Source organism: Enterobacter sp. EGD-HP1 (assembly GCF_000733275.2).
Lineage (GTDB): Bacteria > Pseudomonadota > Gammaproteobacteria > Enterobacterales > Enterobacteriaceae > Enterobacter.
This window is the reverse complement of the sequence record NZ_AVOP01000034.1, coordinates 177,698-204,597: the sequence shown is the minus strand read 5'-3', so window position 1 is coordinate 204,597 and position 26,900 is coordinate 177,698. Positions and strand designations below refer to the sequence as shown.

The following is a 26,900-nucleotide window of genomic DNA, read 5'->3' as shown; positions in this document are numbered from 1 at the left end:
GGGGCAGGGAGGTAAAGTTATTGTGCCGGGTGGCGGCTTCGCCTTACCCGGCCTACATTGACCCGCGGATGACTACGCAATCCTGCACGCATCCGCTTCCCAGCGATACCCCACGCCATACACCGCGCGAATAAACGACTGCTCGGCGTCCAGCGCCTCCAGCTTGCGGCGCAGGTTTTTGATATGGCTGTCGATGGTGCGGTCGGTCACGACGCGGTAATCGTCATACAGGTGGTTCAGCAGCTGTTCGCGGGAAAAGACTTTCCCCGGCTCGTGGGAGAGGGTTTTCAGCAGGCGGAACTCCGCAGGCGTCAGGTCCAGCAGCTTGCTGCGCCAGCTTGCCTGGAAGCGGCTTTCGTCGACAATCAGCGGGCTTTCGGCGTCGAGCACCTGAAGCTCGCGCTGCGGCCTGCAGCGGCGCAGAATGGTTTTCACGCGGGCGACCACTTCACGCGGGCTGTAGGGTTTGCAGATGTAATCGTCCGCGCCAATTTCGAGCCCCAGCAGGCGGTCGATCTCTTCGATTTTCGCGGTGACCATCACGATCGGCACGTCGGAGAAACGACGAATTTCCCGGCAGAGGGTCAGTCCGTCAACGCCCGGCAGCATTAAATCCAGCAGGATCAGATCCGGCGGGGTCTGGCGCACGTACGGCAGCACCTGGTCGCCGTGGCTTATCAGGGACGGGGCGTAGCTGGCCGCGCGTAAATAGTCGATCAGCAGCTGCCCCAGCTTCGGCTCGTCTTCCACGATCAAAATGCGCGGCGTGTTTTCGTCAATGGGTAACTCGGTCATACTTCTCTCGATAAATCCCGTTCCAGAGGTAACTCTACTGTAATGCTAACCCCGCCAAAAGGCGAATGGGCGGCGCGGATCGTGCCATTATGCGCCTCGACGATGTTAACGCAAATCGCCAGCCCCAGGCCGGAACCGCCGCTGGCGCGGTTGCGGGAACCTTCGGTACGGTAGAAACGTTCAAACAGTTTTTCCAGCTGCGCGTCCTGCACGCCGGGGGCGGAATCCGCGAAGGTGAGGGCAAAGCGTCCGTTTTCCTGCCTGCCGGAGATGTGCAGCCCGCCGCCGCTGTCGGTGTAGCGCAGGCTGTTTTCCAGCAGGTTGTTGAAGAGCTGCATCAGACGATCCTTGTCGCCAAACACCACTGCGCTGTCCGGCAGGGAGAGGTCGATTTTCAGGTCGCGGCTGGCAAACCGCTCGCGGAAGGCACCGCTGATCACTTCCAGAATGTTAATCACGTCCACCGGCGCTTTCTGGTAGGCCAGCGCACCCTCGTCAGACATGGAGAGCTGGTGGAGATCGTCCACCAGCTTGGTGAGCGTGCCCACCTCCGCCTGCAGGGAGGCGACCGATTCGGGCGTAAACTGGCGCACGCCGTCCTGGATGGCCTCCAGTTCGCCGCGCAGCACCGCCAGCGGCGTGCGCAGCTCGTGGGAGATATCGGCCATAAAGTCGCGGCGCATCTGCTGGTTCTTCTCCAGCGTGCTGGCGAGCTGGTTAAAATCCTGCGCCAGCTTGCCCAGTTCGTCCTGGCTGCGGGTATCGACGCGTGTGGTGAAATCCCCGGCGGCCAGCTTGTGCGTGCCTTCCACCAGCCGTTTCACCGGGGCGAGCAGACCGCGCGCCAGCGGGAAGGTGGCGAGCGCGGCGAGCAGGGTGGAGAGGGCGACAATCAGCCAGCTCGTCCGACGCTGCTGGCGGTCAAAGTTGATGTCGGTGTTGCGCGTCAGGCGCTCCACCGGAGAGGCGATAACCCAGCCGACTGTCGCATTATTGACTTTGATCGCACGACGGGTGCCGTCCGGCGGTATCGGCGCGCGCGGACCCACCAGCGTGCGCATGTCCTGGTCAATCACCCAGAACTGGGTGCGCCAGCCGTGCGGCGGCATGCCTGGTCCCGGACGATCGTCACCGGTATCGTGCTCCAGCGAGCGCAGGATCTGGAAAATAAAGCGGTCGTTATTGCGCAGAAAACGCCAGTTGCCGTGCTGGGCGTACTGTTCACTCAGCGCATCGCTTAAGCCCTGTAAACGCTGTTCATTGCCATGCTTGATGTAATCAATAAAACCGCGCTCGAAGCTGATCCGCACCGCCCAGTGCATGGTGACCAGCAGGACGATACAGGTGGCAAATATCGCCACGAAGAGCTTGCCGGTAATGCCCGGACGCCAGAATTTCATGAACCACTCCTTTTGCCGCGCCTGATGACGACGTTCTTGCTGGTATCATCCGGCACTCTGGCGAAGATGAAAGCGGGCAGGGCGATGATGACCGCCATGCTGAGATAGGTATACAAAAAGACCTGATGCGCCACCGGCGTGTCGACGCTGAGGTGGTGCTGGCCGTACATGCCGAGCAGTAAGCCCGCGATGGTCACCCCGACGCTCATTGAGAGCTGCATGATCATCGACAGCAGGCTGTTGCCGCTGCTCGCCAGTTCGTCAGGCAGGTCCTTCAGCGTCAGGGTATTCATCGACGAGAAGCGCATGGAGTTGACGATCCCCTGGCAGAACAGCACCAGCGGCAGAACGTAGTACCAGCCCATCAGCGCTACGGCCATAAACAGCAGGCTGACCAGCGCCAGCCCCAGCGTGGCGGTCACCAGCACGTGACGGTAGCCAAAGCGGTTCACGACCTGCACCACGATGCGCTTCATTCCCATGCTGCCGAGCACCATCGGGATCATCATCAGGCCCGCGTGAAACGGCGAGAAACCCAGGCCAATTTGCAGGAACACGGGCGTCATAAACGGCAGCATGCCGCTGCCGACGCGTCCGGCGAAGCTGCCGAACAGGCCAAGGCGGTAGGTAGGGTTTTTAAACAGGTTCAGGCTGAACAGCGCCTTATCGTTACCTCTGGCGTGCCTCAGATACCACAGTATGGCGGTAACGCCGATCGCGATCAGGAGCCCGAGCGTCAGGGGCGAAATCCCCAGACCTTTTTGCCCGTCGAGCGCCAGAGTGAGCGTGGCCATGCCTGCCGCCAGCAGAATAAAGCCAAAGAAATCAAAGCGCCGCGTCTGCATTTTGTAGTTCGGCATCAGCGTCAGGGTGGCGATGGCGCCGATGATGCCCACCGGCAGGTTGATTAAGAAGATCCAGTGCCACGAGGCGTACTCCACCAGAATGCCGCCGAGCGCCGGGCCCAGCAGCGGCCCCACCTGACCCGGCAGGGTCACAAAGGTCATCGCCGCCATGTACTGCTCGCGCGGCACAATCTTCATCACCGTTAGCCGCCCGACGGGCACCATCATCGCCCCGCCAACGCCCTGCAGCACCCGCGCCATCACCAGCTGGTCGAGGGTGTTGGCCTGGGCGCAAAACAGCGAGCCGGTGGTAAACAGCACGATGGCGGTAAAGAAGATATTCCGCACCCCAACTTTGTCCGCCAGCCAGCCGCTGGCAGGCAGCATCACCGCCACCGTCAGCACGTAGGAGACTATCACCATATGCATATGCAGCGGGCTCTCCCCCAGGCTTTTCGCCATGGAGGGGAGGGCGGTGTTGACGATGGTCGTATCCAGCGACTGCATAAAAAAGCCGAAGGCGACTATCCATAATTGCCAGCGAACGCTGCTGGGAAGCTCAGTCATTTACCCGGTCACCGTGGTTCTGTTTTTACGCGAAAAGCGCAGCCGCAGGCGGTCAAAGAACAGATAGACCACCGGCGTGGTGTACAGCGTCAGCAGCTGGCTCATCACCAGGCCGCCGACAATGGTGATCCCCAGCGGCTGGCGCAGCTCGGAGCCGTCGCCGCCCGAGATAACCAGCGGCAGCGCGCCAAACAGCGCCGCCAGGGTGGTCATCATGATCGGACGAAAACGCAGCAGGCAGGCCTGGAAGATCGCCTCTTCCGGCGACAGATTGCCGTTGCGCTGGGCGTCCAGCGCGAAGTCGACCATCATGATCGCGTTTTTCTTCACAATACCAATTAATAGCATGATCCCGATGAGCGCGATAAGGCTGAACGGCGCGCCGAACAGCTCCAGCGCCAGCAGCGCCCCCACGCCCGCCGACGGCAGCGTCGAGAGAATGGTCAGCGGGTGCACGTAGCTCTCGTACAGCACGCCCAGCACAATATAAACCGTGGCGATGGCGGCCAGAATCAAAATTACCTGCGAGTTCATCGTCTCCTGGAACACCTGCGCGGTCCCGGCAAAGCTGCCGCGCACGGTGGACGGCACGCCAAGCTGCGTCATCGCACGGTGGATTGCGTCGCTGGCTTCAGAAAGCGATGAACCGGCGGGCAGGTTAAAGGAGATGGTCGACGCCGCCGAAAGCCCCTGATGGTTCACCGACAGCGGCGCGTTGGCAGGCTGCCAGCTGGCAAAGTAGGAGAGCGGAATCGCCTTGCCGTCGTTGTTAATCACAAACATTTTGTCCAGGGCGCTGATGTCCTGGGTGTAGCGCGGATCGACCTCCATCACCACCTTGTACTGGTTCATCGGCTGGTAGATGGTGGATATCTCGCGCTGGCCAAAGGCATTGTTCAGCAGGCTGTTGGCGGCTTCAACGTTAATGCCCAGACGCGACATGGTTTCACGGTCGTAGGTCAGGGCCATCTCGGCACCGTTGTCCTGCTGATCGGAGTTGACGTCCGCCAGCTCCGGCAGGGCGGCCAGCGCCTTGCGGATCTTTGGCTCCCACTCGCGCAGGGCGGCTAAATCGTCCGAGAGCAACGTGTACTGATAGCTGGCGTTCGCCTGACGGCCGCCGACGCGGATATCCTGAACGGCCATCAAAAACAGGTTTGCCCCCGGCTCTTTGGCAAGCTTTACCCGCAGGCGGTCAATCACCTGCTGGGCGGTTTCGTTGCGCTCGCCGCGCGGTTTCAGGGTAATAAACATCATCCCGCTGTTGACGCGTGACCCGCCGGTAAAGCCGGTGACGTTATCCACGGCTTTGTCTTCACGAATGATCTTCATAAAGTCCTGCAGCTTGCCGCGCATCGCCTGGAACGAAATGCTCTGGTCCGCCTGTATCCCCCCCATCAGCACGCCGGTGTCCTGCTCGGGGAAGAAGGTTTTCGGGATGGTGATGTACATCCAGACGTTGAGCCCAATGGTGGCGATCAGCACCAGGCCGACCAGCCGGGTATGGTTCAGCACCCACTTCAGCGATTTGCCGTAGCCTTCCTGCATCGCCATCAGGAAACGGCCAAAGCCTTTGCGGCGCGGCTGCGAATGGGGTTTGCTGCGCCTGAGCATCCAGCCGCACATCATTGGCGTCAGCGTTAAGGAGATCGCCAGCGAAATGCCGATCGCGACCGAGAGGGTGACGGCAAACTCGCGAAGCAGCCGGCCCGGCAGCCCGCCCATCAGCAGCAGCGGCAGGAACACCGCCACCAGCGACAGGCTCATGGAGAGCACCGTAAAGCCCACCTCGCGCGTGCCCTGCAGCGCGGCCTGAAGCGGCTTCACCCCGGCCTCCAGGTGGCGGGAAATGTTTTCCAGCACCACGATGGCGTCATCCACCACGAAGCCCGTGGCAATCGTCAGGGCCATCAGCGACAGGTTGTTGAGGCTAAACCCGCACAGGTACATGGCGGCAAAGGTACCGATCAGCGAGACCGGCACGGCCACCGCCGGAATAAGCGTCGCGCGGCCGGAGCGCAGGAACAGGAAGACCACCAGGATCACCAGCGCGACGGAGATAATCAGCGTTTGCTCCACCTCTTCAAGCGAGGCGCGAATGGTCGGGGAGCGATCCTGGGCAATTTGCAAATCGATCGCGGCCGGGATGGTCTCCTGCAGGTCCGGAAGACGGGCGCGAATGCTGTTCACTGTCTCAATAATATTCGCTTCCGGCAGCTTGCGGATCATCAGCAGAATCGCCGGCTTAGCGTTGGTCATCCCGGCGTTGCGCACGTCCTGCACCGAGTCGGTGACGCTGGCAACGTCGCTCAAGCGCACCGCCGCGCCGTTGTTGTAGTGAATAATGAGCGGCTGATACTCCGCGGCGGTTTTCAGCTCGTCGTTGGTGTGGATCTGCCAGCGGTGGCTGCCGTCCTCCACCGCTCCCTGCGGTTTACGCACGTTGGCGTTGCTGATGGCGGAGCGCACGTCATCCAGCGACACGCCCTGGTTGAACAGCGCCTGCGGGTTTAGGCCCACGCGCACGGCGGGCAGGGAACTCCCGCCGACGCTCACGTCACCGACGCCGTTAATTTGTGAGATTGTCTGCGCCAGCTGGGTAGACGCGAAGTCGTACAGCTGCCCCTGAGAATACGTATCCGAGGTCAGCGTCAGGATCATGATTGGCGCATCGGACGGGTTGGCCTTGCGGTAGGTTGGGCGGCTCGGCATTCCGCTCGGCAGCAGGCTTTGCGCGGCGTTGATGGCCGCCTGCACGTCGCGCGCTGCGCCGTTAATATCCCGGTCGAAGCTGAACTCCAGAATGATGCGCGTGCTGCCCAGCGAGCTGCTGGAGGTCATCTCGTTGACCCCCGCAATCCGCCCAAGGGAACGCTCCAGCGGCGTGGCAACCGAGGAGGCCATGGTCTCCGGTGACGCACCCGGCAGCGAGGCGCTGACCATGATCACCGGGAAATCCACCTGCGGCAGGGGAGCCACCGGCAGCAGCCGGAAGCCCAGCACGCCGCAGAGGGTAATGGCGAGCGAGATTAAAATCGTCGCTACCGGGCGATAAATGAAGAGGGCGAAAAACTTCACTTATGCCTCCTCTTCACGTTTCGGGAAGCGGCTTTTGGTCCACAGCGCCAGGCGGTCAAACAGCAGGTAGATCACCGGCGTGGTGAAGAGCGTTAGCACCTGGCTCACCAGCAGACCGCCGACCATGCCGATACCCAGCGGACGGCGCAGCTCCGCGCCGACGCCGGTGCTGAGCATCAGCGGCAGCGCGCCCAGCAGGGCGGCCAGCGTGGTCATCAGGATCGGACGAAAACGCAGCAGGCAGGCCTGGAAGATGGCATCGCGCGGCGACATGCCCTGCTCGCGCTCGGCGGCCAGGGCGAAGTCGATCATCATGATGGCGTTTTTCTTCACGATCCCGATAAGCAGGATGATGCCGATGATGGCAATGACGTCCAGCTCGCTGCCCGCCAGCATCAGCGCCAGCAGCGCCCCCACGCCTGCCGTCGGCAGGGTAGAGAGGATGGTGATCGGGTGGATAAAGCTTTCGTACAACACGCCGAGCACGATGTACATCGCCACGACCGCCGCGACGATCAGCCAGATGGTGTTACCCAGCGCGGCCTGAAACGCCAGCGTGCTGCCCTGGAACTGGGTCTGAATATCGGACGGGAAGCTGAGCTCTTTTTCAGCAGCCTGAATGGCCTCCACCGCTTCGCCGAGAGAATAATTGTCCGGCACGTTGAAGGAAATGGTGGTGGACGGGAACTGATCCAGATGGTTGATCGACAGCGGGGTATAGCGTTCTTCCACCGTGGCGATAGCGCTCAGGGGCACAATACCGCCGTCTTTGCTGGTCAGGCGCACCGAGTCCAGCCCCGCCAGGCCGGGCGTGTTCTCCGTGTTGTGCTCCAGCACCACGCGATACTGGTTGGCCTGGGTGTAGATGGTGGAGATCAGGCGCTGACCGAAGGCGTTATAGAGCGCGTTGTCCACGTCCGCCATGGTAATGCCCAGACGGCTCGCGGTATCGCGGTTGACGTTCACGTAGGCCGCCAGCCCTTTGTCCTGCCAGTCGCTGCTGACGTCGGCGAGCTGCGGCAGGGTGTTAAGCTTATTCACCAGCTGCGGCACCCAGGTGCTGAGCGCGTCCAGGGTGGTGGCCTGCAGCGTGAACTGGTACTGCGTGCGGCTGACCTGGGTATCAATGGTCAAATCCTGAATCGGCTGCAGGTAAAGCTCCACGCCCGGCACGCGCGCGACGGCGTTTTGAAGACGCTCAATGACGGCGTTGACGCGATCGTCGCGTTCATCCAGCGGTTTGAGGTTGATCTGCAGACGCGCGCTGTTGAGCGACGGGTTGGTGCCGTCGACGCCCACGTAGGAGGTCAGGCTCTCTACCGCCGGATCTTTCATGACGATCTCAGACACCTGCTGCTGGCGCTGGGCCATACTGGCGAAGGAGACCGACTGCGGGGCCTGAAGCGTGCCCTGAATAATGCCGTTGTCCTGGATCGGGAAGAAGCCTTTCGGAATGAAAATCCACAGCATCAAGCTGAGCGCCAGCGTGCCGATCGCGACGCCGAGGGTTGCCCACGGATGGTTCAGGACTTTCGCCAGCACGCGGCCGTAGGCGGCAATAATCCGCTCGAACATGCGCTCGGAGGCGCGGGAGAAGCGGTTTTGCTTGCGCAGGGACGCGTGGCTCAGCATGCGGGCGCACATCATCGGCGTCAGGGTCAGCGACACCACGGCGGAGATCAGAATGGCAACGGCCAGCGTGACGGCAAACTCGCGGAACAGCCGCCCGACGATATCGCCCATAAACAGCAGCGGGATCAGCACCGCAATCAGGGAGAAGGTCAGCGAGATAATGGTAAAGCCGATCTCGCCCGCGCCCTTCAGCGCGGCCGCCAGCGGTTTTTCGCCTTTCTCGATATAGCGCGAAATGTTCTCGATAACGACGATGGCGTCGTCCACCACGAACCCGGTGGCGATGGTGAGCGCCATCAGCGTCAGGTTGTTAATCGAAAAGTCGAGGAACACCATCACCGCAAAGGTCCCGACCAGCGAGAGCGGCACGGCGACGGCAGGAATAATGGTCGCCGGCACGTTGCGCAGGAACAGGTAAATGATCATCACCACCAGCGCAATCGCCAGCATCAGCTCAAACTGGGTGTCGGTGACCGACGCGCGAATGTTGGTGGTGCGGTCGGAAAGCACCTTCACGCTGACCGATTTCGGCAGGCTTTCGATCAGCTGCGGCAGCATGGTGCGGATGCTGTCGGCGGTATCGATAATGTTAGCGCCCGGCTGGCGCTGCACGTTCATCACGATCGCCTGCTGCCTGTTGGCCCAGGCGCCGAGCCAGCTGTTTTCGGCACCTTGCTCTACGGTAGCCACGTCGCCCAGACGCACCGGCGCGCCGTTCTGGTAAGCAATAATCAGCTGGCGGTATTCATCGGCGGACTGCATCTGATCGTTGGCAGAGAGCGTCACGGCGCGGGTGGGGCCGTCCAGCGAGCCTTTTGCCGAGTTAACGTTGGCGCTGCTGATGGCGGTGCGGATGGTTTCGCTGGTCAGGCCCAGCGCGGCAATCGCCTGCGCGTTCAGCTTCACGCGCACGGCGGGGCGCTGGCCACCCGCCAGCGTGACGAGGCCGACGCCGGAAACCTGAGAAATTTTCTGCGCCACGCGCGTTTCGACCATGTCTTCGACCTGGGTCATCGGCATGGCGGAGGAGGTGACGGCAAGCGTCATGATCGGCGGATCCGCCGGGTTCACCTTGCTGTAGACCGGCGGGTTAGGCAGATCCGACGGCAGCAGGTTGGTGGCGGCGTTGATGGCGGCCTGTACCTCCTGTTCGGCGACGTCCAGCGACAGCGTCAGCTGGAACTGAAGCGTCACGACGGATGCGCCGCCGGAACTCTGGGAGGACATCTGTTTTAGCCCCGACATCTGGCCGAACTGGCGCTCCAGCGGGGCGGTAATGGCGGATGTCACGACATCCGGACTGGCGCCTGGATAGAGCGTCACCACCTGGATGGTGGGATAATCCACCTCCGGCAGCGCCGACACGGGCAGGAAGCGATAGCCGATAATCCCGGCGAGCAGGATCGCCACCATCAGCAGCGTGGTGGCGACAGGGCGGAGGATAAACAGGCGTGACGGCCCGCCTGTAGAGCCTGGGGGCATCACCTGCATCAGGATTTCTCTCCCTGTTTCGCAGGTTCAACCACTTCCACTTTGGCCCCTTCGGTCAGACGGTCGATGCCGTCGGTGACCACGCGGTCGCCTGCGGAAAGGCCGGCGGCGATGACCACCGTCTGGCTGTCCTGGATACCGGTTTTCACCAGGTGCTTGCTAACTTTATTGTCGCTGTTCAGCACCCAGACGAAGTTACCTTCGTTGCCCATCTGCAGCGCAGCGGTGGGGATCACCACCGCGTTTTCTTCGGTTGCAACCAGCATCCGCGCGTTCACGAACTGGTTCGGGAACAGGGCATCGTCCTGATTAGAAAAGCGCGCCTTCAGCTTGATGGTGCCGGTAGTGGTGTCGATTTGGTTATCCAGACTGAGCAGGGTGCCTTCGCTCAGTTTCTGCTTGTTGGTGCGGTCCCAGGCTTCCACCACCAGGCCTTTACCGGCTTTCTGCGCCTGCATCACGGTCGCGATATCGCTTTCCGGCAGGGTAAAGACTAAATCAATCGGGTGGGTCTGGGTGATCACCACGATGCCCGTGGTGTCGCCGCTGGAGATCTGGTTGCCGATATCGACCTGCTTCAGGCCCACGCGCCCGTCAATCGGCGCGGTAATGCGGCTCCAGCCCAGCTGCAGCTGGGCGCTGGCCACGGCGGCTTCGTCGGCTTTGATGGTGCCCTGCGTTTCGCTGACCAGCGACTGCTGGGTGTCCAGCTCCTGACGCGATACCAGGTTCGTTTTCACCAGCTGCTGGTAGCGCGCTAAATCCCGGCGGGCGTTGGCGAGGGTGGCTTTGTCTTTCGCCAGCTGTCCCTGCGCCTGGGCAAGAGCCACCTTGAACTGGCTTGGGTCGATTTCCGCCAGCAGGTCGCCCGCTTTCACCTGCTGACCTTCCTGAAAGTGGATCGCCATGAGCTGACCGTCGACGCGGCTGCGCACCGTGGCGGTGTTGGCGGCAGTTATTGTCCCCAGTCCGGAGAGATAGCGCGGAACGGCTTTATTGACCGCCGTGGCTGCCTGGACCGGCGCCAGCGCGCCGCCGCGCATACCGTGACGTCCTCCGCCTGCAGGGCGCTGCGCCTGACTACTGGCACCAGCGGGGGCGGCGGAGTTCGCGGATTGACTGTGCCAGTACCAGGCGGCGGCAAGGGCCACCACAATGATGCCAGCGGCGATTGCCCAGCGGGAGTTGTTACTACCTTTCATCGTTATACGTTCTCATCCTGAATACTTCGGGGAATGATACTAGTTTAGTCAGCTAACACCGCGGAAAAATGGAGGAAATATGGAAGACTGTCAGGAATGGTCTGAATGGTGCCGGTGCGGCTTCGTTGCGTAGCGCTTCGCGGATTCGGTTTAATCCAGGAATATTCTTTATTCGTGGAATATTCCGAAGTCACTCTTCTTCGATAAAAAATATAACCTGCTGCTCGGTATTTATTATTAATTAAAAATCTAAGAATATTCCTGTCATTATTAATATAGTATAGGAATTTTCCACTCCGTACTAAATTGATGCATATTTTTAGCAAAAATTTAACAAACGTTTTTATTTTAGAACGAGTTCAATAGTTAATTGATTCATAATGTTTTTTAGCTTTTTCGCATTCTTTTCCTATTTTGATTTGTATCAAAAAATAAGAATAGATTTAAAATCCTTAATTTGTGTTTAATTAAGTATTAAAAACTGCAAATTATTTATTTATAAGATTTTAATGTTGCTGTCGGGTGTTGCTAACCTATTTTTGATAAGAAAATTCTTAGAGATGTTAAGGTTTTTCGTATTTTATGGTGTTGTGGGGAAGGTTATTTCGAATAATACTTTTTTGGCGCGGCAAATTTCGCTCGCAATTAAATGGAGCATCCTGGTTCTTATAAAGAGTGCCTGGTTGCGCGTTTGTTCTCAGGAGAAAAAAATGAAAAAGTTATTACTGGTGGCCTCTCTGGTTTCTGTGTTCGCAGCAGCAAATGCAATGGCTGATGTGACTGCCTCTGCTACAGCGTCATGGGATGCAACGGCTACAAAAGATACAACCAGCATGCTGGTTGTTACTCCGCTGAACTCTCTGACTTTCCAGTATGCGGAAGGCCTGAACGGGTTTAACACTCAGGACGGCGCTTTTGACGTAACCATTCAGGGACAAGAAAGTGCGACAGATTTCGAGCTGACTGCACAGGTCATTAGCAATACTCTGACCAACGCAAGCGGCGATGCGTCTACGCTGGACGTGGGTGTGGCATGGAACGGCAACGCGCTCTCCAGCGCGTCTGAAACCGTACTGGTTAATTCCTCTTCAACCTCTGGCCTCGAGAGCCTGATGGCGGATGGTGCTTATAACGGTGCGGAGCGCGTGAGCGATCAGTCCAGCTTCAAGTTCTCTATTTCCTCTGCTACCTCTGACGGTACGACTCCGGTAACAGATTACTCAGCGCTGCCTGACGGCTACTGGACTGGCGATGTGAAAGTACAGTTCAACGCGACCTGGACCACGCCAGCGTAATGAATAAAATTCGGGAGAGTTCCTCTCCCGAATTTTCTCAGGAAATAAGTAATGACTAAATATGTGCCAATAGCCATGTTGGTAGGGATGGCTACATCCTTTTCCAGCTGGGCAATTAATGTGGGTGATATTACATCGATAATGATTTCCGAAGAGAGTTCATTATCGAAAGAAATCATCAACACGACGGATTCTGCGCGCTACGTGAGTGTGACGGTAAAACAACTCTCCTCTCCGCTGCCCGGCGGCGTCGAGCTGAACGTTAATCCCGGTGAATTATTATCGACACCCGCCAGCCTTATTCTTCCTGGCGAAGCGAAAGATGTGTTCCGTTTTTTCTATAAAGGTCCGGAGGATGATAAAGAGCGCTATTACCGCCTGCAGTGGATAGACGAGCCGATCAGTGAAAGCGCAACCACCAAAGCCGGTAAAGCCGCGACGGCCACGGCCTCAGCGGAGATTGGCACCATTCTGGTTGTTGCCCCGCGTAAGGAGCGCTTCGACTACAGCCGTCAGGGCGACTTGATTACCAATACCGGCAATGTCTCATTTCGCGTGATCGCCTACGGCGCCTGCAAGGACAAGGCGCAGGATCAGGGCAGGGGCTGCCGCGAGCGTTATTACGTCATGCCGGGCACAAAAATAAGGCTGCAAAAAAGCGATGTGTCGAATAGCCGTACTCGTATTGGCATCTGGCACGGCAAGCAATTTATTACAGTGAAGTAAAAACATAACGCCATTACCGGTACCAAAAATTAAAATGCCGATGTGTAAGGATGCGTATGTCATTTAAATATCTCGTTGGGGGAAGTGTTTTTCTCTCGTTAGCGTTAACACCAGGCTTTGCCCATTCTGCGCCCGTGAAGATCGGGAAATACGTTATTCCTGGCGCGTTTGCCCGTTCGCTGGAGCAGGGTATGACGGTTCCGGTATTTATTCGCTATCAGGAAACGGACGAAAAGAGTCAGCAGAAAATTGCGGATGCGGTGATCTCTCTGGTCGACGGTAACATTACCGTGAAGTCGATTATGGTTTCCGACCTGCCAAATAACGCCGTGCTGTCGGATAAAACCCGCGGCATGGTAGAAAAAATCGCTGACGCTAAGTTTGTCGATAACACCGCGATTGCCCTGACGTCGGAAGCCCGCCTGCAGCTTAACGTTTCGTCGTTTCACCTGGAGATGATCGTCAGTCGGGACGCGCTAACCGAGGCGGTAGTGGCGCGCAGCACCTTATTAGGCCCGTCCAGCGTGGACAGGCTCTCTAACGTGCTGAATTACAATTTCGGCACCTATTACAATGACTATCAGAATGGCAGCAGCTCGCGCAGCTATTTAACGCTCGATAACACCCTGTCGCTTCGGGAGCATCACTTCAATATTAACGGTTCGGTATACGGTATTGGCGAGAGCAACAGTTCGAGCAAGGTGTATCGCGCGATGTACGAGCGCGACTACGAGGGCTATCGCCTGGCGCTGGGGATGCTGGATACGTGGAACGTGCAGTCCATTGCCAGCCTGAACGCGCTGAACGGCGGAAAAATCTACGGCGCCAGCTACGGCAATAAAGGCAGCACAGTGGTAGAAAATACCGCGCTGTCGCTGACCCCCATTACGGTCTTTCTTCCTGCCGCCGGGGAAGTCCACGTCTTCCGCGACGGGCGCTTGCTGAGTGTGCAGAACTTCAACATGGGCAGCTACGAAATAGACACCAGCCGTTTTCCCTACGGGGTTTACGACGTGACGGTGGATATCGTGGTGAATGGTCGCACGGTGAACACCCGCGTCAGCCGCGTGAATAAAATCTTCGCGCGCCAGCAGGCCGCCGGGCTGGACCAGCTCTCATGGCAGGTGTTCGGCGGATCGCTGGATTACGATCGCGTAAGCTACAAGCGCAATCACTACCACAATGCCGGCAGCGAGCAGACCTGGATTGCCGGCGGTGCGGCCTCTCTGACGCTGGCGATCCTCTCCGGCCTGAACGTGAAGTCCACGCTGTACGGCTTTGATTCCAACGCCGTGAACGAAACCGACCTGACCTTAAACGTCAATGAATACGTGAGCGTGGGCACCCAAACGCTGGTGGCAAACGACGGCACCTGGCGCAACGTCAGCAGCGTGAGCCTCAACGCTCCCGGCGGGTTTGGCTCGGTGTGGGCGTCACGCGAGGACAGCAAAATTGGCGACCGTTTGCCGGTGCAGGAGCGCGATAACTACTCCATTGGCGGCACGATTAACCTCGGACGCTTTATTCCGCACGGGGGATCGCTGACGGTGAGCCAGACGGAAAACCGCTACTCGGGCAACAAATATCGCAACCTGGATTACAGCACCACGCTGTACGCCGGGCGTTACGCCACCGTCGGCCTGCGCGCCGGGGTGCAGCGCTATTACTACAACAACCGGAATGACGACGGTCGTCAGGAGCGTTACGTCAGCCTCGACTTCTCGCTGCCGCTGGCCTCCTGGCTGAGCGTCGGGGCATCGCGGGATCGTTACGGTGCAACGCAGGGCAACATCAGCGCCCGCAAGCAGTTTGAAGACGGGCCAATTACCTCGGCGGGGATCGCGGCCTCCACCCGGCTGAGCGGCGAGCAGAACTACGGCAACGATTATTCCGTGAACGGCAACATGAGTTACGCCACCAAATACAACGCCGGGACGGTCTCCGTTACCCGATCGGCGGATAACGCTACCAACCTGAACTTCTCATCCCAGGGTTCGGTTGCCTGGGCGGGGGGCGATTTCGGCCTCAGCAAAGAGCGCCAGCGTTCCGGCATCATCGTGAAAACCGGGCTGGCAGGTGACGGCAAGCTGGCGGCAAAAATCAATAACCGTCACTACGTCCTGAGCGGCAAATCGAGCTTTATCGCGCTGCCGCCGTACGCTCAGTACAAGCTGGAGATCATGAACGACCGCAACTCCGAGGACAGCTTCGATATCGTCTCCGGGCGTAAGCAGTCGCTGAACCTCTATCCGGGCAACGTGGGTGTGGTGGCGCCGGAAGTGAAAAGCATGGTGACCGTCTTCGGGCGCGTGCGCTATCCAAACGGACAGCTCGCGGCCAATACCGATATTCATAACCACATCGGTAAAACGCGCACCGATGCGAAAGGTGAGTTCGCGATTGATATCGATAAGACATTCCCCGTCATTACCCTTGTTTCGGCGAATGGCAACATCTGCGAAGCCGATTTAGATCTGGAAAAAGCCCGCGGCGCAGCGTGGGTCGGGGACGTGCAATGCGCACTGCAATCGACTATGGCGCAGAGATAATACTATGAAAAATATTAACCTTATTCTTCCGTTACTCGTTGCGGGTGCATTGACGCCGCTGGCGGCGAAAGCGTTGACCGCGTCCTCGTCCGGCTCGGTCAGCAATAACTTTCTGTTTATTGAAAACGCCGTGGACGGTGAGTATTTCATTACCCCCTCCGCGCTCGATCCTCGCTTTAGCGGATCCAACACCTGGGTGAAATACGGCACCTCGCAGGTGAGCCTCGGCTATCTCGGCTACGTGGGCTGGACGGCTCCGGCGAATAACTATCAGGATATGTGGATCGATAATTCGCCGATTGACGGGCCGTTTAGCGGCATCCGTTGTTACAGCGGTACGCAATGCCCAACGTCCGGCTATATCTCCGGTCAGGGCCGAGACGGCAACGGTTTCTACCACGCTCAGGTCGGCTCGGTCGCGGGCGTGGTGGGCGGGGCGTACGGCTTTGCGTCGCTGAGCGATTCGGCCTACGAATATTTCCGCGCGATGCCGACCGGCAGCAGCGAAACGTATGTCTTTAACCGCTGCTATACCTCGGTTAACTATGATTACGCGGGGGGCGAGCGCTGTAAGGATCAAAGCACCGGGCGCTGGAACTACGTAAACTACACCTTAACCAAGCGCGGCCATCTGGCGCTGGAATCTACCAGCGCTTTCCAGGAACTGTGGATCGCCAGCGACGGGACGCCGAGCATTACCAATGACTCCGGCGCCTGCGAGTTGGGGGTTGTCGGAAACGTAAGCGGCGTGATCTGCAAAATGGTCAGCTACAGCCTTCAGCAGACCGCGAACCTCACCGCCTCGCTCACCTTCAGGGCCTATATCGATTCCGCCGCGCTGGGCTTTACCCCGGCGGCGTCAACGGTGCGTTATTCCGGCAACGGCTCGAACTGGTATAACTTCAGCGCGACGACGGCCTATTACAATGTCTTCTCAACGGACGGCCACTACGTCTATCTATTTTTGTCGAAGACGTTTCTTAAAAACCTTGTCGACTCGGGCTACAGCATTACCAACAGCCAGCCTTTTACCTTTGCTTTCCGCAATAGCTTAACGCCGGAGTCGGGACATTACGAGTTCACGCCATCGCTGCAGCTGAACATTATTCCGAAGGAGTATGGAATCAGCATTGTCTCGTCGAATAACACCACGTCGGCAAGCGGCAGCGGCACCATCGGCGATGATTCCCCGATTGGCATGGACTATGTCGTCACCGTTTCCGGCCCGCGTCAGGCGGACAGTATTACCGCTCAGGTCACGGGGGACACCACGACCATTAACAATACGCCGTACTGCCTGTTTACCTCCGCGCAGGGCGGGATCAGCGTGCCGATCCCGGCGTATCTGCAGTACAGCAACCAGTCGGGCAGCGTGACGCAGGTGCGTAATAGCTGTGGCGAGGCGCCCATCAGCCTCAACGATGCGCTGTGGCAGCAAACGCCGTGGGATGCGAATAACACCGACGACGGAAGCTACTTCAGCACCGGCTTATCGCTGCTGTTCCCGATGAATGACTCCCGCTCGGCGCTGACGGTTTCAGGCTCCGACTGGGAAGGCGTGGTTAGCGCCAGCGGCGAAATCAAAGTCACCGCGAACTGGCTGGGTGTCACCAAATGAAGCGCGGGTATGCGGCAATCATCAGTGCGGCGCTGCTGAGCTTTTCGGCGCACGCCCTGTATCTCGATTCCACGATTTACGAGATGCCTGCGGACAAGTCTTTCATCAGCAAACGCATTTTTAACGACAGCAAAAAGCAGAATGTGTATCGCATTTCTGCGGTGAAAATTGATAAGCCCGGGCCGGGCGGGGAGAAGCGGCAGGATATAGAAGAAGGGGAGCTGATTTTTGCGCCGCTGACGTTCTCGCTGGCGCCTGATGCCGGGGAGTTTTTTAAGATTTTCTACCGCGGCCCGCAGGATGATAAGGAGCGCTATTACCGGGTGCAGTTCACGGAGCTGCCCGTCACGATGTTCGCGGAGCGCAACGGGGGAAAAAGAAGCGAAGCAATACCGGCTATCGCCCTGGATACGATACTGGTGGTGCGCCCGAGAAAAATCGACCTGCGCTATACCCTGGATGAGCAGGCTGGGGTGCTTAAAAATACCGGGAACACTTTTTTTAAAATCATTGTGCAGCAGGGATGCAATTCAACGGATGATGAGGCCACTATCCGTTACGTTCTCCCCGGAGAAACGTATCGAAGCAGCGGGTTAAAAAATCAAAATAAAAAATTCATTGTCGCTTTGCACAAGTATATCCCTATTGGCAACGCGTGTTTTAAACCCGACTCATAAAATCCAAATAAAAATATTCTTATATTGCCAACCTGTATAAGGTAAATATACTCTGTATAGGTTGCTTGCATAATGAATGAAAAATATAAGAGTTTGTCTGGATGAGAAAGATAATTAATGGTCGGGTTTTGTACGACGCTAAGAAACGAGAATTGAGCGTACAAGATCAACACGTTGTTCTTTCCGCTTCGGTGGCAAGGTTACTGGATTTTTTTATTATAAATAATGCTCGCCAATTAAGCCGCGAACTGATCATTGAGGAAGTCTGGGCTAAGTATGGCATGAATCCCTCCGGACATAGTCTTAATAAAAGCATTAGTTTGTTACGCAAGGGATTTTCTGCGCTGGGGATTGATGGCGCTATAATTACCATCCCACGAGAAGGCTTTGTTTTTCAGGCGCAGGTCAACGATAACCGCGAAGATATATTGGATGCTACTGAGAAAGACGTAACGAATGTTAATCATGCAGGGACGTTTCTCTGGAACACAACATTTATAGTCTGGTTTGTTTTTTTCCTGTTTGTTGTGGGAGGTATGGGTATTTTTCTTACCGTAATGTTTCGCAGTAACGACGGCGTGGTGCATATTTCAAATACTGGTGTCTGCGAAGTGTATACGATGGATGATAATTCCTCAGAGAAAATTTTTAAGTTTTTGCATTCTAAACGATGGAAAAATTTTAATGCCATTTGTCACGGCACGAAGAGAACTATCATATTTTATGACGATAACAGCCTGTCTAAGGGCAATAAGCTGAAAGAACATTTTTTCAGTATTTGTATGATGGATGAAAAAAAGGTGGCGTATGAGTGCCAAAATTATTTTTATTAGCATCATGACAGCGCTGGTCGCGCTTTTCTTCATTGTACTTCACCGCGGGGCAATCCCGGCGGCGCTGGTCTGTACCTCTAAATATCATCTCGATCTGGACACGCAACAAAACGGGATAAAAATAAAGGGAGAGGTTCTCCAGGTATTCAGGATCTCTTCGGAAAAAGACGGGATGCTGTCGCAGGTGGGTATGCTGGACGTAAATGATAAACAGTACGCCGTGAATCGCACTACGTCGCTGCGTTTTTTAGGGAAGGATAGCGACGGATATCTGCGTACAGAGCGCCTGGCAATAGTCAAGAACGATAATGACGATCTGCCCGACGCGATAACAGATTTGCTGATGTCAAAACAGAAGCTGTTTTATTACAAGGTTATCCGTATCGACGACAATGTATATGGTATCAGGGATTTGCGCCGCACGCTGATGGTCTGCCGTGCGAAGTGATTCTCTGCTTTACAATGATTTACAGGTAGTATGTTCTGCTTATTGATTTTTTTATGAGATTTTAGTTTGTCTGGTTGTGAATGTGAGGGCATTTGTTTGTACTTTCCATCGCTAAGAAAATTCTCTGTTCTGCTGATGGGAATATTCTTATCATTTTAACTCTTACCGCAATCCGGAGGATATAAAAAGCGTTTGCTTAGCTTTGCAATGAGAATATTAATTATCTGACATGTATATCGTTGGAAACAGAATCAATTGTGAATGTTCTCTCTATTTGAGGGAGGGGTAGCCTTTGCAATTAAAACCATGATGGTGATGATTATGAACACGAAAAAGGTCTTCCTGCTTAGTTATGACATTTATCTTTTCTCAGGGATTAGGTCATTTTTACCTAATCTGATACTGGTGGATACCGGAACCTACATCAATGATTCTGATATCTCCACGCCCCAGTACAAAACCTGCCTGTTAATTATTGACAGCCGAATGCCATTTGGCCTGGTTAAACGGTGGTTGCAAAGAAACAGCAGTCAGTTTATTAATGTCAAGAGTGTGGTTATTAAGCTGAGTGAAAATAAATGTATTAACCGAGGTTTTGAATACGCGGAGTGTATCGATGCCAGACTGGACGCTGACGACATCATTGATTCGCTGAAGAAGATTTTGATGGCGAATACTGAAAACGGTGCGCCCGCCAGAATAGGCTTTGTGGATGAATTTCGCCTGAGCGATTTTGAACAGGAGATGCTCAATGCCTCATTCACCCGAACCGGCCAGGATGAATTTTGCCGGGCAAATTCGCTGGCGGTGAAATCGCTTTATCGCTATCGGGATAAAATAACCCATCGGCTGGGATTTGATAATTTCAACGAGTCCATTATTTTTCTTTCCCGTAATGGCCTGCTGACAGAAAGAATAAGTGGAAATGAGAAGCCGTCGCGCTTTGTCTGTGATAATAACGAAGCCGATCGATTGAGCCTGGCGCTGAAAAATGAGGAGATTATTCCGTATTACCAGCCTATCGTCGGCAGCAATGGAGAACTGAGCGGGGTCGAAGTGCTAGCGCGCTGGCCGCTGGGTCATAATTACGCCATCTCCCAGCGTGAGTTTATTCCGCTGGCGGAAAAAAGTGGGCTTATTAATGAGCTGACCAGCTATTTAATGAATAAGGTGGCCAGCGATTTAAATCACAGCATTCACCGGCACGGGCAGTCCTTTATTGTCGCCTTTAACGTAAGCCCTTCAAGCCTGAGCAATCCCGTCTTTTACTGGGAGTGCCTTAACTTTTTAGAGTTAACGGAATCGTTGCCAATAAAGCTGATGATTGAAATAACCGAAAACCAGACGCTGGTGGTGACTCCGGCAATAAAAGAGCTGATCCGCTCCCTGCGCAATCGCGGGGTACTGTTTGCGCTGGATGATTTTGGCACGGGGTATGCGAATCTTTGCTATCTGAACGAGCTTGAACTCGATGTGATTAAAATCGACAAGACCTTTATCAACAGCATCCACGCGCATGAGCAGTCGCTGCCGATGCTGGAGTCGATAATAAACCTGGCCGCCATTCTGGGGTTGCAAACCGTGGCTGAGGGGGTGGAATATGACTACCAGCGCGACTGGCTTGTGGATAATCAGGTCGACTACCAGCAGGGGTACTTTTTTATGCCCCCGGTGGCGCTGGCGGAGTTTAAAGGCTTCATGAAGCGGTGTGAAAATATCGCGAGGCCCGTCCGGGAAAAGAAGTCTCCAGGGCAGGAAAAGCAGAATAATCCGCGCCTTACCGCACCCTGAATTCGCTCGCCCCGTTTCACAGTAAGGGGCGAGCGTAGTTTTAACTGAACATCACCTGCGCCCAGCGTGCCAGGCCTGCGGTGACGGAGCCAAAGTCATCCCCACCTGCAATCGGAATGCCCGGCAGCTGTTCCGCCAGCGCTTTCTTGATCAGCGGTGAACGGGCGCTTCCCCCCGTCAGATAAATCACGTCCGGCTTCTCGTTGCCGTTCTCCAGCGCCAGCTGTACCTGCTCCAGAATACGCTGCAGCGGCTGCGCGAGCGCCGTCTCCAGCCCGTCCTGCGAAATTGCGGTGGCCAGATCGTCGCTGATAAACGGCAAGGAGACCGCATGCTCAGCCCGGTCGGAAAGGGCAATTTTGCTCTCTTCAGCCGTACGCACCACGCGGTAGCTCAGGCGCTGACGCCACACTTTATACAGCAGGGCGACTTTTTCGGCGTCCTGCGCGTCACGCACCAGATCGTTAAGGAAGCGGCCGTTTGCGGTGCTGTAAAAATCACTCTGCGCAGGCACGTCGTTGATGGCAATCGCGTTCCACCACGGCAGGATCGGCAGGGCGATGCCTTTTTCCGTCTGACCGCCCATGCCCAGCAGCGGCATCAGGCTCTTGAATGCCAGGGCGATGTCAAGATCGTTCCCGCCTACGCGGCAGCCGCTGTGCCCCAGCAGGCTATTTTCACGATCGCGACGGTTATGCCACTGGGGGCCCATCAGCAGCAGCGAGCAGTCCGTCGTGCCACCGCCGATATCCACGACTAACACGCGCTTCTCTTCCGACAGCGTGGCTTCAAAGTCCAGCCCCGCCGCAACCGGCTCGTACTGGAACACCACGTCGCGGAAGCCTGCGCGGTGCGCCGCGCGTTCAAGGATCCCCTGCGCCTGCTGGTTGGCCTCGTCGCCGCCCAGCCCCTGGAAGTTGATCGGACGGCCAATCACCGCCTGGGTAATCGCGTCGGAGACCTGCGTCTGCGCCTGGTTGCGGATGTGCAGCATCATCGCGCACACCAGGTCTTCGAACATCGCCACCTGCTGTGGCTTCAGGCCGCTGGCGCCGAGAAAGGATTTTGGCGACTTAACGAAGTAGACCTCTTCAGGATCTTCAATATAGTGCCCGAGCGATGAGAGCCCGAACTGCACGCTGGACGGCGTAACGTCGATATCTTCCTCGCGGTTAAAGCTGACCGCCCGGCGCAGCAGCGCCTGGGTCTCCGCCGCCGTGGCCGGAACCTGATGATGGCGGAACAGCCATTCGCTCACCGCTTCACGCGTCGGCGCGCAGAGCATTGACGGCAGCAGCGTACTCTCTTTTTCCATTTTCAGGAGCTCTGGCTGTCCGTTTTGCATAATCGCAACCGAGCAGTTTGCCGTACCGTAGTCAAATCCAATAAACACGATGAATCCCCATGCCAGTGAGAAGGGGCGAGACTTTAACGAAATGTCTGCATGGCGACAACAGGAATATGAAAGCAAGGCAAAACAGGACCTTTCCGTTTATGCTGTGGAGAACCCAAAAGGAGAGACGATGTACACCCTGAACTGGCAACCCCCTTACGACTGGCAGTGGATGTTTAGCTTTCTTGGCGCGCGTGCGGTCATGGGTATTGAAACCGTCACGAGCGACTACTATGAGCGCAGTTTCGCCTGCGATGGCCATCGGGGTGTCTTTCGCGTCACGCCGGATACTGCCGCCCATACGCTGGTCGTGACGCTCAGTTCGGGGTTAATCCCGGTTGCGCAGACGTGCCTTGAACGCATCGAACGCCTGTTCGATCTCGCCTGCAACCCGCAGCACGTCGCGGAGACGCTGGGCGATCTCGGTGCAGCCCGGCCGGGCTTGCGGTTGCCGGGGGCGATGGATGCCTACGAGCAGGGCGTCCGGGCGATCCTCGGGCAGCTGGTGAGCGTGGCGATGGCGGCGAAACTGACGTCGCGCGTGGTGGCGCTGTGTGGCGAACCGGTGGCGGATCGTCCGGGCTATCTCTGTTTCCCCACCCCGCAAGCGCTGGCGGCAGCGGACCCGCTGGCGCTGAAAGCGTTAGGCATGCCGGTAAAGCGGGCGGAGTCGTTAATTCACCTGGCACAGTCGGTCATCGACGGGACGTTTCCGCTTTTCCCGCCCGCGGATATTGAGGCCGGGATGAAAGCGCTACAGCAGCGGCCGGGAATAGGGTGCTGGACGGCAAACTACCTGGCCCTGCGCGGCTGGCAGGCGAAAGATGTCTTTCTGCCGGATGATTATCTGATTAAGCAGCGCTTTGCCGGGATGACGCCCGCGCAAATTCGTCGTTATGCCGAGCGCTGGCAGCCGTGGCGCTCTTACGCGCTGCTGCATATCTGGTATACCGACGGCTGGGCGCCGTCAGTTGATGGCGAAATAGCTGGTGTTGAGCAATAGATCCAGCGGCTGCGGCTCGGCGATGGTATCACCATAGATAAAATCAATGCCGATGCCGGAGAGCGTATCCATCATGATGGGCTGGTTGCAGGGGCCCGCGATGGTTTTCATTCCCAGACGCTGGGCGTGGCCCTGAACAATGGTCACCATCATCTCATCCATCAGATTGCCGTACACGTTGGTTACCACCTCCGCATCCAGCATCAGATAGTCGGCCATGTTCGCGGTTAGGTGGGTAAAGACGTTCATATCGCGTCCCACCTGGCTGAAGATCACGCGGCAGCCCGCCTGGCGGAGCTTTTGCAGACCCCGATGCAGGTTCTTATCCGGGCTGCACACCACGTCGGCAGAGATAACCAGATGCAGCAGACGGCCCGGCATCGGGCTTTTATCCAGTAGATCGAGAAGTTCATCAACCAGCGTTACGCTGGCTAAACCGGCCTCAGAAAGCGGCAGCGCCACCCCCATGCCTTTACTGGCGATCTGAGCGGCATAGGTACGGAAAAACTCGCTAAAGATACGTCTGTCGAGAGCGTGCAAAAGCTCAGGCTCCGCCAGGCCCGAGCGGAAGGCGTGCTCTTCCTGGACTTCGCCCTGGCTGGTCCACAGGCGTAACGAAATCAGCCAGAAATTACTGCTTTCAGGAATGCGCGGGGAGGCCACGCTGCGGGCAATCATCATCAGATGATTGTCTTTAATCATGTGCCACTGTTCATCAAGCGACATCATGCTGCGCGTGCTGTGATCCCGCTCCTGCTGGGGCTCGTAAACCGTCACCATACCGCGCCCGCTGTTTTTCGAGGCGTAACAGGCAATATCTGCCTGGGACATGATTTCCGACGCCTGATGGTTATTTTCATCAATCAGCGTGATACCTGCGCTGGCGCCGATCCGGTGCAGGCGACCTTCCCACATAAAGTGATAGTCATTGATCGTCTGGATCAGGCGACTGGCGATATAGCGTGCGCTTTCAATATTGCAGTCCGGCAACAGTAACCCGAACTCGTCCCCGCCCAGGCGTGCCAGCACGTCGCTGGAGCGCAGCATGGTCAGCATTAAGGAAGAGAGTTCCCTGAGCAGCGCATCGCCGGCGGCATGGCCCGCCGTATCGTTGACGGCCTTAAAGCGATCGAGATCGATAAAGACCAGGGCGTGACGCTGGCGGGTTTCGCGAACGGTCTGCAGGAGACGTTTGAGATGGTTTTCGAAGCTGACCCGGTTGGCGAGATGGGTCAGCGCATCGTGGGAGGCGCTGTAGCTCAGCTGACGCAGCATTTTGCGCGACTCGGTCACGTCCTGGATTACGATAACCGAGCCAATACTCTGCCCGTCAAGCGTGCTGAGCGGCGTAATGCTGTAATGAATATCGAAGCTTCCGCCGGTACGGCAGTTCAGCACCACGTCCTGATCGATATCAGAACGGGACATATCGCCGCTGTGAATATTCTCCATCAGCGGCCCTTTTTCACCAAAGGTGATATGCAACACCTTCAGAACCGGCTGGCCGATAGCCTCGGTCTGCAGCCAGCCGCTCATTTTCTCGGCCACCGGGTTCATAAAGGTGACGTTCATGTTGATATCGGTGCACAGCACCGCTTCACCGATGGAGTCGAGGGTGATGTGCAGACGCTCTTTTTCCTGGAAAAGGGCCTCGTTGAGCAGCTTAACCTCGGTCATATCCATGTTGATGCCGAGCAGCCGTTCGACTTCACCCTGCTTATTGAGCACCCGGTTCGCCAGGGAGCGAATATGGCGCACGCCTTCCTTCACGCGGATGCGGAATTCCAGCTTAAACGGCAGGCGGGAAATCAGCGAGTCCCGCAGGACCTTCTCAGCGTGGGCACGATCTTCCGGCAGCATCGTGTCATGCCAGAGCTGCCAGGTAGGCTTGATGTGCGGCGGGATTTCATACAGCTCGAACATCCGCTTGTCCCAGCTGATAATGTCTGGCTCCAGATCCCACTCCCAGATGCCAATGCCGCCGGCTTCGTTGGCGAGCGTAATGCGCTCCATCAGGCGCTTATTGACCCACTCGGTGTGCTTCAGGTCATTAATGTCTTCAATCTGGGCGATAAAGTAGAGCGGCGAGCCGTCGGCATGACGCACGACGGAGACGGCAAGCAGCGCCCAGACCACTTCTCCGTCGCGAGTGTAATAGCGCTTCTCAAGGGTGTAGGTATTGATGTCGCCGTTGACCAGCTGGTCGAGCTGTTCCAGGTCGGTGTGCAGATCTTCCGGCCAGGTGAGCTGCTGGAAAGTCAGTGACTGAAGCTCCGCCTGGCTGTAACCCAGGAAATTGCACAGCGCCTTGTTAGCCTGAAGCCATTTCCCCTCAATGCTGACCAGCGCCATACCAATAGCGGAATACTCCATCGCATTGCGGAAACGCTCCTCGCTTTCGGTGATGTGTTTGCGCTCGGCGCGGAAGGCATACATCACCATGGTCATCACGTTGGCCGGCAGGAGCAGCATCAGGAACGGCAGCCAGGGAGCGTTAAGCATCGTGCCGACGTGCTGGGTAGTCAGTGCTGCAGGGTTTCGGGCAATCATCAGCGACACAACCATCACGGTGACCAGAAACACCATGAACGCTTCCATCCTGGGCAAGCGTACCGCGCTCCACATAAGCAAAACGATAACGCAGGTAAAAGGCCACGGCAGCCAGGTGATGGCTGCCCAGCTGAGGGCCAGCGTCACGGCTAGCGTAGTCAGCGTTTCCAGCAGCAATCGCGGGTCACGGTGGCGGAGCAGATAATGCGGTTTAAACAGCAGTCCCAATGGCACCACCGCCAGCGCGCCGATGGCTTCTGATAGCACCCAAACGAAGAAATTACGTAGCGGCTCAGGGCCGGGCGCCAGCAGAGTCACCAGAAGACCACCCACCAGTGGGGGGACCAGCGCGCTGCCGATGGCTACGCGGATCCAGTCATTCAGGTTCTGCAGCGGGTTGTACCACGGGAGCAATCTGCGCAGTAACAGCGCGCCGATAGCGGCCTCGATCACGTTGACAGAAGGGTAGATGAGGCTGACCGACCCCCATGAAAACAACATCCACGAAGCCAGAATGTTACCGAACGTGCAGGCCAGCGCAATGCCCGGCCACATTTTTCCTGCATGGCGGTAAAACGCCACCATCATAATCGCGGTGGGGAACCAGAGCGGGGCCAGCAGGGTACCGAACCGGGTGAGCTCCAGCGAAAATAAGGTAAAGATAAAGGTGACCAGGCCCAGACAGACAAGTCGTATTAAAGGATGTGGGGTGGTAACCAAAACCCGCTGGTATTGTTTATTCATTACCGCTTTATCCAGAGACGCCATGCCGTCAGGGAAGATGTCCGAACGCGTGAATTTGATAATTTGGTTTATGCTAGTACAAACAATTTACAATTCATATGGTGACCGCTCAGAATTTGACACCGCAGTCTTATTAAATAGAGGCTACGTGAAAAAACGCGCGTAAACGCTGAAAAAACGTTCATTTAAATTTCACTCAGGGAATAAAGCGCCACTTTTCGGCCAGTCTCGCAGAACCTGTGCATTCGACTGGTATCACGCCC

Annotated in this window: 17 protein-coding genes; 9 read left to right on the top strand and 8 right to left on the bottom strand. The window is 56.8% G+C overall.

Going from position 1 to position 26,900, the window contains the following annotated elements; all coding sequences use genetic code 11:
• Positions 1–72: 72 nt before the first annotated feature.
• From baeR to N037_RS19640, 6 genes are read right to left on the bottom strand one after another with little or no spacing between them, the layout of a single operon-like run.
• Positions 73–795: a two-component system response regulator BaeR gene (gene baeR, locus N037_RS19665; RefSeq protein ID WP_032642850.1), complete on the bottom strand. Its 723-nt coding sequence runs from the start codon at positions 793–795 to the stop codon at positions 73–75.
• Positions 792–2,195: a two-component system sensor histidine kinase BaeS gene (gene baeS, locus N037_RS19660; protein WP_023336297.1), complete on the bottom strand. Its 1,404-nt coding sequence runs from the start codon at positions 2,193–2,195 to the stop codon at positions 792–794. Before baeS ends, baeR begins: the two co-directional genes overlap by 4 nt.
• Entirely contained in the window at positions 2,192–3,607 is a 1,416-nt protein-coding gene (locus tag N037_RS19655) for an MFS transporter (RefSeq protein ID WP_032642847.1), read from the bottom strand. The genes baeS and N037_RS19655 overlap by 4 nt, the downstream gene beginning before the upstream one ends.
• The gene (gene mdtC / locus N037_RS19650; protein WP_032642846.1) at positions 3,608–6,685 is read right to left on the bottom strand and encodes a multidrug efflux RND transporter permease subunit MdtC; all 3,078 of its coding nucleotides are present in this window, start codon (positions 6,683–6,685) and stop codon (positions 3,608–3,610) included.
• Complete coding sequence (locus N037_RS19645) at positions 6,686–9,808, bottom strand: MdtB/MuxB family multidrug efflux RND transporter permease subunit (protein ID WP_032642844.1); 3,123 nt, start codon at positions 9,806–9,808, stop codon at positions 6,686–6,688. It abuts the gene before it with no gap.
• Positions 9,808–11,010: an MdtA/MuxA family multidrug efflux RND transporter periplasmic adaptor subunit gene (locus N037_RS19640; protein ID WP_032642842.1), complete on the bottom strand. Its 1,203-nt coding sequence runs from the start codon at positions 11,008–11,010 to the stop codon at positions 9,808–9,810. The genes N037_RS19645 and N037_RS19640 overlap by 1 nt, the downstream gene beginning before the upstream one ends.
• 710 nt (positions 11,011–11,720) lie before the next feature.
• Between N037_RS19640 and ecpA the strand changes: the two genes are divergently transcribed.
• The 8 genes from ecpA (at position 11,721) to N037_RS19600 (ending at position 20,947) form a co-directional block, all read left to right on the top strand.
• Complete coding sequence (ecpA, locus tag N037_RS19635) at positions 11,721–12,305, top strand: common pilus major fimbrillin subunit EcpA (RefSeq protein WP_023336292.1); 585 nt, start codon at positions 11,721–11,723, stop codon at positions 12,303–12,305.
• Between the two features lie 51 nt (positions 12,306–12,356).
• Complete coding sequence (locus N037_RS19630; RefSeq protein ID WP_023336291.1) at positions 12,357–13,031, top strand: fimbrial protein; 675 nt, start codon at positions 12,357–12,359, stop codon at positions 13,029–13,031.
• 56 nt (positions 13,032–13,087) lie between these two features.
• Positions 13,088–15,580, top strand: a complete 2,493-nt coding sequence (locus tag N037_RS19625) for a TcfC E-set like domain-containing protein (RefSeq protein WP_032642840.1) — start codon at positions 13,088–13,090, stop codon at positions 15,578–15,580.
• 4 nt (positions 15,581–15,584) lie between these two features.
• Positions 15,585–17,198, top strand: coding sequence for a hypothetical protein (locus N037_RS19620; protein WP_023336289.1), 1,614 nt, complete (start codon positions 15,585–15,587; stop codon positions 17,196–17,198).
• Entirely contained in the window at positions 17,195–17,875 is a 681-nt protein-coding gene (locus N037_RS19615; RefSeq protein WP_032642838.1) for a fimbrial biogenesis chaperone, read from the top strand. The genes N037_RS19620 and N037_RS19615 overlap by 4 nt, the downstream gene beginning before the upstream one ends.
• Before the next feature lie 152 nt (positions 17,876–18,027).
• The gene (locus tag N037_RS19610) at positions 18,028–18,708 is read left to right on the top strand and encodes a winged helix-turn-helix domain-containing protein (protein WP_231686701.1); all 681 of its coding nucleotides are present in this window, start codon (positions 18,028–18,030) and stop codon (positions 18,706–18,708) included.
• Positions 18,683–19,156 (top strand): hypothetical protein, encoded by a 474-nt coding sequence (locus tag N037_RS19605; RefSeq protein ID WP_023336286.1) that lies wholly within the window; start codon positions 18,683–18,685, stop codon positions 19,154–19,156. The genes N037_RS19610 and N037_RS19605 overlap by 26 nt, the downstream gene beginning before the upstream one ends.
• Before the next feature lie 321 nt (positions 19,157–19,477).
• On the top strand, positions 19,478–20,947 hold the full coding sequence (locus tag N037_RS19600; RefSeq protein ID WP_082440906.1) for an EAL domain-containing protein: 1,470 nt from the start codon (positions 19,478–19,480) through the stop codon (positions 20,945–20,947).
• A 40-nt stretch (positions 20,948–20,987) separates the two neighbouring features.
• On the opposite strand, the gene yegD is transcribed toward N037_RS19600, so the two are convergent.
• Entirely contained in the window at positions 20,988–22,340 is a 1,353-nt protein-coding gene (gene yegD, locus N037_RS19595; RefSeq protein WP_023336284.1) for a molecular chaperone, read from the bottom strand.
• A 130-nt stretch (positions 22,341–22,470) separates the two neighbouring features.
• Here yegD and alkA point away from each other — a divergent pair, with 130 nt between their 5' ends.
• On the top strand, positions 22,471–23,343 hold the full coding sequence (gene alkA / locus N037_RS19590) for a DNA-3-methyladenine glycosylase 2 (RefSeq protein ID WP_032642834.1): 873 nt from the start codon (positions 22,471–22,473) through the stop codon (positions 23,341–23,343).
• Here alkA and N037_RS19585 read toward each other — a convergent pair.
• The gene (locus N037_RS19585; protein WP_032642832.1) at positions 23,308–26,637 is read right to left on the bottom strand and encodes a diguanylate cyclase; all 3,330 of its coding nucleotides are present in this window, start codon (positions 26,635–26,637) and stop codon (positions 23,308–23,310) included. The genes alkA and N037_RS19585 overlap by 36 nt on opposite strands.
• Between the last annotated feature and the right edge of the window lie 263 nt (positions 26,638–26,900).

Bases quoted from the DNA above. Each gene is read 5' to 3' on its own strand.
- N037_RS19640 (WP_032642842.1), bottom strand. From the start codon at position 11,010: ATGAAAGGTAGTAACAACTCCCGCTGGGCAATCGCCGCTGGCATCATT.
- N037_RS19655 (WP_032642847.1), bottom strand. From the start codon at position 3,607: ATGACTGAGCTTCCCAGCAGCGTTCGCTGGCAATTATGGATAGTCGCC.
- alkA (WP_032642834.1), top strand. From the start codon at position 22,471: ATGTACACCCTGAACTGGCAACCCCCTTACGACTGGCAGTGGATGTTT.
- N037_RS19645 (WP_032642844.1), bottom strand. From the start codon at position 9,808: ATGCAGGTGATGCCCCCAGGCTCTACAGGCGGGCCGTCACGCCTGTTT.
- N037_RS19600 (WP_082440906.1), top strand. From the start codon at position 19,478: ATGAACACGAAAAAGGTCTTCCTGCTTAGTTATGACATTTATCTTTTC.
- N037_RS19630 (WP_023336291.1), top strand. From the start codon at position 12,357: ATGACTAAATATGTGCCAATAGCCATGTTGGTAGGGATGGCTACATCC.
- baeR (WP_032642850.1), bottom strand. From the start codon at position 795: ATGACCGAGTTACCCATTGACGAAAACACGCCGCGCATTTTGATCGTG.
- ecpA (WP_023336292.1), top strand. From the start codon at position 11,721: ATGAAAAAGTTATTACTGGTGGCCTCTCTGGTTTCTGTGTTCGCAGCA.
- N037_RS19585 (WP_032642832.1), bottom strand. From the start codon at position 26,637: ATGAATAAACAATACCAGCGGGTTTTGGTTACCACCCCACATCCTTTA.
- N037_RS19615 (WP_032642838.1), top strand. From the start codon at position 17,195: ATGAAGCGCGGGTATGCGGCAATCATCAGTGCGGCGCTGCTGAGCTTT.
- N037_RS19620 (WP_023336289.1), top strand. From the start codon at position 15,585: ATGAAAAATATTAACCTTATTCTTCCGTTACTCGTTGCGGGTGCATTG.
- baeS (WP_023336297.1), bottom strand. From the start codon at position 2,195: ATGAAATTCTGGCGTCCGGGCATTACCGGCAAGCTCTTCGTGGCGATA.
- N037_RS19625 (WP_032642840.1), top strand. From the start codon at position 13,088: ATGTCATTTAAATATCTCGTTGGGGGAAGTGTTTTTCTCTCGTTAGCG.
- N037_RS19605 (WP_023336286.1), top strand. From the start codon at position 18,683: ATGAGTGCCAAAATTATTTTTATTAGCATCATGACAGCGCTGGTCGCG.